Origin of the sequence: Clostridium ljungdahlii (assembly GCF_001636845.1) — a bacterium.
In the GTDB taxonomy this organism is placed as follows: Bacteria; Bacillota; Clostridia; order Clostridiales; family Clostridiaceae; genus Clostridium_B; species Clostridium_B ljungdahlii_A.
In genome coordinates this window covers 144494-151119 of the sequence record NZ_LITT01000002.1, presented here as the reverse complement: position 1 = coordinate 151119, position 6626 = coordinate 144494, and the positions used below count along the sequence as shown (strand labels likewise).

The 6626-nt window shown below is 32.5% G+C and carries 7 protein-coding genes; 1 reads left to right on the top strand and 6 read right to left on the bottom strand.

The window, feature by feature from the left end; all coding sequences use genetic code 11:
- Positions 1 to 381 (top strand): transposase (locus WY13_RS01355; RefSeq protein WP_192844964.1); only part of this gene is annotated, 381 nt, incomplete at its 5' end.
- A 198-nt stretch (positions 382 to 579) separates the two neighbouring features.
- On the opposite strand, the gene WY13_RS01350 is transcribed toward WY13_RS01355, so the two are convergent.
- The 6 genes from WY13_RS01350 to WY13_RS01325 all read right to left on the bottom strand — a co-directional run bounded on the left by WY13_RS01350 (position 580) and on the right by WY13_RS01325 (position 6606).
- Positions 580 to 2859 carry a xanthine dehydrogenase family protein molybdopterin-binding subunit gene (locus WY13_RS01350; RefSeq protein ID WP_063553921.1) on the bottom strand — a complete coding sequence of 760 codons (2280 nt, stop codon included), beginning with the start codon at positions 2857 to 2859 and terminating at the stop codon, positions 580 to 582.
- Between the two features lie 22 nt (positions 2860 to 2881).
- Positions 2882 to 3730 (bottom strand): FAD binding domain-containing protein, encoded by an 849-nt coding sequence (locus WY13_RS01345; protein WP_063553920.1) that lies wholly within the window; start codon positions 3728 to 3730, stop codon positions 2882 to 2884.
- A 2-nt stretch (positions 3731 to 3732) separates the two neighbouring features.
- Entirely contained in the window at positions 3733 to 4209 is a 477-nt protein-coding gene (locus WY13_RS01340) for a (2Fe-2S)-binding protein (protein WP_063553919.1), read from the bottom strand.
- A gap of 172 nt (positions 4210 to 4381) precedes the next feature.
- The gene (locus WY13_RS01335; protein ID WP_063553918.1) at positions 4382 to 4918 is read right to left on the bottom strand and encodes a hypothetical protein; all 537 of its coding nucleotides are present in this window, start codon (positions 4916 to 4918) and stop codon (positions 4382 to 4384) included.
- Between the two features lie 29 nt (positions 4919 to 4947).
- Positions 4948 to 5181 carry a hypothetical protein gene (locus WY13_RS01330; protein ID WP_063553917.1) on the bottom strand — a complete coding sequence of 78 codons (234 nt, stop codon included), beginning with the start codon at positions 5179 to 5181 and terminating at the stop codon, positions 4948 to 4950.
- 3 nt (positions 5182 to 5184) lie between these two features.
- On the bottom strand, positions 5185 to 6606 hold the full coding sequence (locus WY13_RS01325) for a sodium:solute symporter family protein (RefSeq protein WP_063553916.1): 1422 nt from the start codon (positions 6604 to 6606) through the stop codon (positions 5185 to 5187).
- Positions 6607 to 6626 lie beyond the last annotated feature (20 nt).

The following is a 6626-nucleotide window of genomic DNA, read 5'->3' as shown; positions in this document are numbered from 1 at the left end:
AGGAAGAGCCGGACTGGCTATGTAAGTGAAAAAACAATCTATACATGTGAAGATTGCAATAACTGTAAAATTCCATTAGAAGAAAGAGTCAAAAATCTTGAAACTTCAAAGCTGTTCAACATGCTTCGCAAAGAGAATCTTGAAAGAATTGTGAGTGAAGAAGGCTGCGAGTTAAGAATGAATCGAAGTATCCAAGCTGAAGGCTCTTTTGCAGAGATAAAACAGGCTATGGGATTCCGTAGATATCTAAGTAAAGGTAAAAAGAATATTTTGGTGGAAAATGTTCTATTAGCGATGGCACATAATATAAATAAGCTTCATAATAAAATTCAGTCAGCCAGAACAGGGACGCATCTTTTTCAACTTGAAAAGAGCGCTTAATTTTAAAATTTTAAAGGCTTCGTAAATAAAAAAAGTCTTAATATCGAAGGCTTATTAAATTGCGTCATTTTTTAGTTATCAAGTTTATTTTACTTTAAATTATCGTGTGAATTTCTATAAAATGTTAAAAAAGCACTGTTGCATTAGCATAATTTTTTATGCTAATGCAACAGCCCCTTTTTAAATCATCAAGTATTTTCAGCCTCTATATAGGGATAATTTTTTCTTCTCTTTTAACGCACTTATTATTCGTTCTGGTGTTGCTGGCAATGTAGTTATATTAATTCCTAATGTATGATTTATTGCATTAATAATAGCAGGAGCTATACCATTAGTTGCTATTTCACCTACACTTTTACCGCCATAGGGCCCATATTCATCTCCTTCTTCTATGAGGATGATCTTAACAGTAGGCATATCAGGAGCATTTATTAAATGATATTTACTAAGGGTATTAGACTTTATATTTCCACCAGCATCAATTTTTATTTCTTCTGTAAGTGCATATCCTATGCCCATTTGTGCACCACCTTGTATTTGTCCCTCTACTAAAGTTCTATTTATTGCTTTTCCAATATCATGTACTGCAAGCAAGTCAGTAACTCTTACTAAACCAGTAAGTGTATCAACCTCAACCTCTGCAAAATCTGCCGCATATACAGCAGGATTAGCCTGAGAAGTATATGTATTAGTAATCTCTAAGGCACTATCATACTTATCTTCAATAATAATCGCCGCTTCTTTGTAACTAAGTTTATAACTAGTATTATCTTTACACCAAATCATTTCATTTTTCATTACAATTTTATCTTCAGTACAATGTAAAATTAAAGCGCAGTAGTTTATAATTTTTTTTACTAATAGCTCACAAGCTTTTTTCACTGCACCTCCACATACATAAGTTACTCTACTCGCTTGTGTACCTGCAGAATCGTATGGGGTAACCAATGTATCCCCTTCCGCAGCATGGATTTTATTTATATCAATATTTAGCACTTCTGCTGCAATTTGTTTCATAGTTATAACAGTACCGCATCCTAAGTCTTGTACAGTTTGCTTTAAAGTAACGTATCCATCTGTATCCATTCTAACATAAGTAGTTAAAAAATCAGGGTAAGCTCCAAAATATCCATTTCCATGAGTTACACATGCCATTCCAACTCCCCTAACGTATCTACCATTATTTATTATTTTAGGCCATCTCTCTTTCCACTTAAATGCCTTTGCTCCATATTTAACGCAATCAATTACCCTTCCATTTCCAATGTCTGTACCTCCTCCTAAATCTTTGTCATAAGGCTTAAGCAAATTTTTTAATCTAAGTTCTACTGGATCCATATTTAACATTTTTGCAGCATTATCTATGTTAATTTCCGTTATTGCATGAATTTGAGGAGAACCGTAACCTCTGCAGGGTCCTCCTACAGGTGTGTTGGTATATACAACATTCACATTGTATTTCTGATTTTTTATTTTATATAACCTACTTATTTTCTTACCCATAGCCATTGCTATAGCTATACCATTAGTAAAATAAGCTCCAGTATCTACTAAAACATCAATATCTCTTGCTAAAATAATTCCTTCCTTATTCAATGCAGTCTTAACATTGCCAATCATATTATGTCTTGTTCTCGTACCTATTATTACCTGACTTCTATCCATAGAAAATTGAACTGGCTTTTTTAAAACTAAAGACGCATATGCACTTATAGGTTCTAAAATGGGATGAGTTTTTCCACCAAAAGATCCTCCCATGGCTGTTTTTATAACTCTTACTTTGCTTTTAGGAATACCCAAGGCTTGTGAAACAATAAGCTGAATCTGAAAAATACCCTGACAAGGTGACCACACTGTAATATTATTGAATTCATCTATTTTAGATAAACATATATGTGGTTCAATAGCAGCATGATGAACTTTGGGAGTTGTAACTCTATCTTTTACTATAAATTCTGCTTTACTAAATTCATCCTCACAATCTCCATATTTCAGCTCTTTTGAAAAAATTAAATTAGTATCTCCGTGCACTTTAGGTGAGCTTTCCTTTAAGGCTTCTTCTGGATCAATTACCGGAGTTAATTCTTTATATTTTACTTTAATCAAACTTATAGCTCTTTCAGCCGTTTCTAAATCTTTAGCTACAACTGCTGCAACTTTATCTCCTACAAATCTAACTTTATCCGTAAACATGGTTTCATCTTCCGGTACCTTATGACCTTCGTACCATTTATGAGAATTATATTTATTATTTGGTGTATTTTTATAAGTAAATATGCATTCAACACCTGGCAGTAGCTCTGACTGCGATGTATCTATATCTTCAATGATTCCATGAGCTATACTGCTTAAAAGTAGCTTTCCATAAAGCATACCATGTAGCTTCATATCTCCAACATACTTAAGTTTGCCCGTAACTTTTTCTCTTATATCCTGCATAGGTACATATTTTCCAATATATTTATAATTGTCTGCCATAGTTATACCCTCCTACAACTATTTAAAATAACTTCTTTATAATTTCATCGGCAATACCCAGGATAGCTTCTCTTTTATATACTTTAGAACTTCTATTGGGTATGGACAAATCTACCTGATGTTTAAGTTTTTCTTTAAAATTTACGAAAAGTTCCTGATTTATTTTTTTATTAATAAGTGCTTCTTCACATATAGTGGAACGAAAAGCTTTTTCTCCAAGAGAACCTATTATTACAGATACTTCCTCTATAACTTGTCTTATTTTAACATTTACTGCCATGTTTAATTTAGATATGGTAACCGAACTTCTGCTGCCAATTTTATAAAATGCAGATTTATAAGTATTATCTCTAATTGGAATCAATATCTCCACTATAACTTCATTATTTTTTAGAGAATTTTTATTTATTCCTAATACTACTTCTTCTACATTTTCTTCTTTAAATGTCCCTTTTCCATTCATAATTTTCACTTTAGCTCCAAGGCATACAAGTGCAGGAATGCAGTCTGCCGCTTGAGAAGCATTGGCTACGTTTCCAGCCATAGTAGCACAGTTTCTTATCTGAACAGATCCAACCATGGAAGCAGCTTCTGCAACACAAGATGCATATTTTTTTACTATATTATTTTCAGAGATATCTGCAATTTTAGTATTAGCCCCTATTTTTACAAAATTGTCTTCTTTTATTATGTAATTTAATTCATGAATTCCCGTTAAATCAATAATAGTTCCATTATATATATTGCTTTTATTCATTTTTATAACAAAGTCAGTTCCACCTGCTAAAATATAATTTTTTCCATGAATTCTATTTAAGTCATTTCTTAATTCTTCTATATTTTGTGGAGTTTTCATAACAATTTCATTCATGCCTATACCTCCTTTTGTAACATTACACTAGCTTCTAAAACAGCTTCTACTATTTTATTATAGCCTGTACACCTACATAAATTTCCTTCTATTGCTCTTTTAATTTCTTCCTCTGTAGGATTTTGATTCTTCATCAATAAAGCTTTACATGACATAAGCATTCCCGAAGTACAAAATCCACATTGAACTGCTCCCTTGTTTATAAAAGCTTTTTGTAGTTCGCTTAATTCACCATTTTTCTCCAATCCTTCAACAGTAATAATTTCTTTACCTCTCGCCTGCACAGCCATAATCATACAGGAATTTACTGCCTTGTTGTTCATAATAACAGTACAAGCTCCGCATTCTCCTTCAGAACATCCTTCTTTAGTTCCTGTAAGTTGAAGGTCTTCCCTTATAATATCTAGTAATCTTTTTCTCGGGTTTATATCCAATTTATATTTTTTTCCATTTACAATAAGTTCTATTAACAATAGCATCAGCTCCTAACCTTCTATATTTAATTATTTTACTCATTAATGGTCTAAAAAAAGTCATCAATTATTTCTAACAGTTTCAACGAGTCAACTCTTGAATTCATACCTAAAAGAAAAGCTAATCCACAAGGGTAGCTTTTCCATATTTGTTTTCTATTATAATATAACTTATTTATTAAAAACTTCTGTAAGATCCACAGCCATCAGCACATACAGGAATGCATTTAGGGTTTTTACCTCCTCGCTCTCCACCATATAGTATTAACCAATAAGGGCGATAACAACTTTCAATTTTTTCAAAATCTACTTCTGCAAAGCTTCCCATATTTCTTCGAACAACTCTTGATGCAATTTTCTTACAATTATTTATCATAATTTCATCAGAATAAGAAGAAGGTTGAATGTAATTCTCCTCAACATTCTTAATAGATACTATATTGGGCTTTCCGCTAACAATTGCCACTTCACAGGTACTTCCATCTGCTATCATTAAAATTTTCTGTTGCTTGATTTCATTATCTTTGAATAAATATTTTTCTATAAAATTAGGTCTGTACGTTAAATTACATGTAATAAATTTAACTTCAACATAATGCATTCTAACATCAGAAATTTTTTTGTTTGATAGTCCCATAAAAGTACTTCTCAATCCCCTTGCCATTTTTATTGCTTTTTCTTTTTTTACTTTAATTTTGAACACATTAATATCCATACAGTTTCCTCCAAAAACTTTCTTTCATGCTATTTCTTGGAAAACTTATATATCTCTCTTAAGTATGCTATAAAAATTGCAGTAACAATTATAGCCAACAAAATTGGTATGGCATAGCCAATTATAGCATCAATTTTTTTTATGATTGATATCCAAATAACTGCACATACTATGAAAAATATTGAAATGAGAAAGCCATCTATACCTTTCCATTCTATTTCGTCAGCTTTGATTTTTTTAACGGACTTATTATTTTTATCCATTTTTTATTCCTCCACTATACTATTTTCAGCAAGTTCTTCATGAACTTTTTCTTTTCCAATCATATTTCCGATAAACCATGCAATCCCAGATAAAGGTAATGCAGCAACAAGTGGCTCTATTGAAATACCTTTAGGAGGAAATAATTTTATCAATGTAAAAACAACAATTCCAGTAATCATGCCCATATATCCACCTAATGTTGTTATTTTTCCCTTATATAATAGTGCACCAACTATAGGTACAAATCCAGCAGCCATCCAAATGGAACTGGTAAAAATCATAGCATCTTGAGCTGTAGTAAATTTAAATGCTATTAATAGACCCAGCCCAGCAACTATAACAACACCACATCTTGTTAAAAATACAATCTTTTTCTGAGACACATTTCCCTTTATTCTTGCATAAAAGTCGTTGGCAAGGGTAGCACCTCCTGTAAGATAATATCCACAAAGTGCTGAAATGATAGCACCAAATATTGCTACTATAAAAACACCCCTAAGTCCTACAGGAAGTGTATGAAATACAAGCTGTATGTATCCTTCTGCTGGTGGAATATTAGGATATAGAACTTTCACAATAAGACCCGTCATAACCAATACTACATCAAATGCAACCCATATTGTTAAACAAGTGAGTAATGCTCTTCTACCTGCCTTAGCTGAATTGGCAGCTGAAAATCTTTGATAAAATGCAGGATCTGCATATACACCAAATGCCAATAAAACCAGCATCAATCCTTTCATAAATGTAAATCCACCATAAGGATCCATAAGTTTAGGAGTACTTGAGAGTCCATGAGCAATTCCTGTCCATCCACCAATTGAATGCCAATTTATAGGCATTACCACACAAATTACAACCATCATAATCCAAAAATGAATCATATCCATAACTGCAACTCCCATAAGTCCACCTAAAACTGTAATAATAATAACAAATATAACAGCTAAAACTCCTGCTACTTCAGGTTTTACTCCCCATGCTGATTGTCCTATGAAACCTGCTGCTGTTACTTCCCCTAATCTAATGCAATAGAGGAACATAAAAAATGCACCTAATAATGCTACGCCTTTTCCATAGACACTATGCAATAAATCTGGAACTGTAATTGCAGTTCTAACATGTATCTTAGGTCCAACCCATACTGCAAGTGGTATTCTACCCATATGGCTAGTTGCAGACCATATAAGCCAACAAGATAATCCATATACTGAAGCATACTCTATAGTGCCTACTGTTCCGACTCCACCATACCAGGTGGAAAACAGTGTTCCAACTGTAAGAGACCATGGCAATGAATGATTGCCAAGATAAAACGATTCCATATCCTTTGCAGCTTTTGAAAAATAATAGCCAATCCAAACAGCTAATAGCATAAATGCTGCAATAATAACATTATCTAAAGTAGTTAAAGTAATATTCATTTATTAGACCTCCATTATTT

Coding starts and splice junctions, on each gene's coding strand:
- WY13_RS01325 (WP_063553916.1), bottom strand. CDS start 6,606: ATGAATATTACTTTAACTACTTTAGATAATGTTATTATTGCAGCATTT.
- WY13_RS01340 (WP_063553919.1), bottom strand. CDS start 4,209: ATGCTATTGTTAATAGAACTTATTGTAAATGGAAAAAAATATAAATTG.
- WY13_RS01345 (WP_063553920.1), bottom strand. CDS start 3,730: ATGAATGAAATTGTTATGAAAACTCCACAAAATATAGAAGAATTAAGA.
- WY13_RS01350 (WP_063553921.1), bottom strand. CDS start 2,859: ATGGCAGACAATTATAAATATATTGGAAAATATGTACCTATGCAGGAT.
- WY13_RS01330 (WP_063553917.1), bottom strand. CDS start 5,181: ATGGATAAAAATAATAAGTCCGTTAAAAAAATCAAAGCTGACGAAATA.
- WY13_RS01335 (WP_063553918.1), bottom strand. CDS start 4,918: ATGGATATTAATGTGTTCAAAATTAAAGTAAAAAAAGAAAAAGCAATA.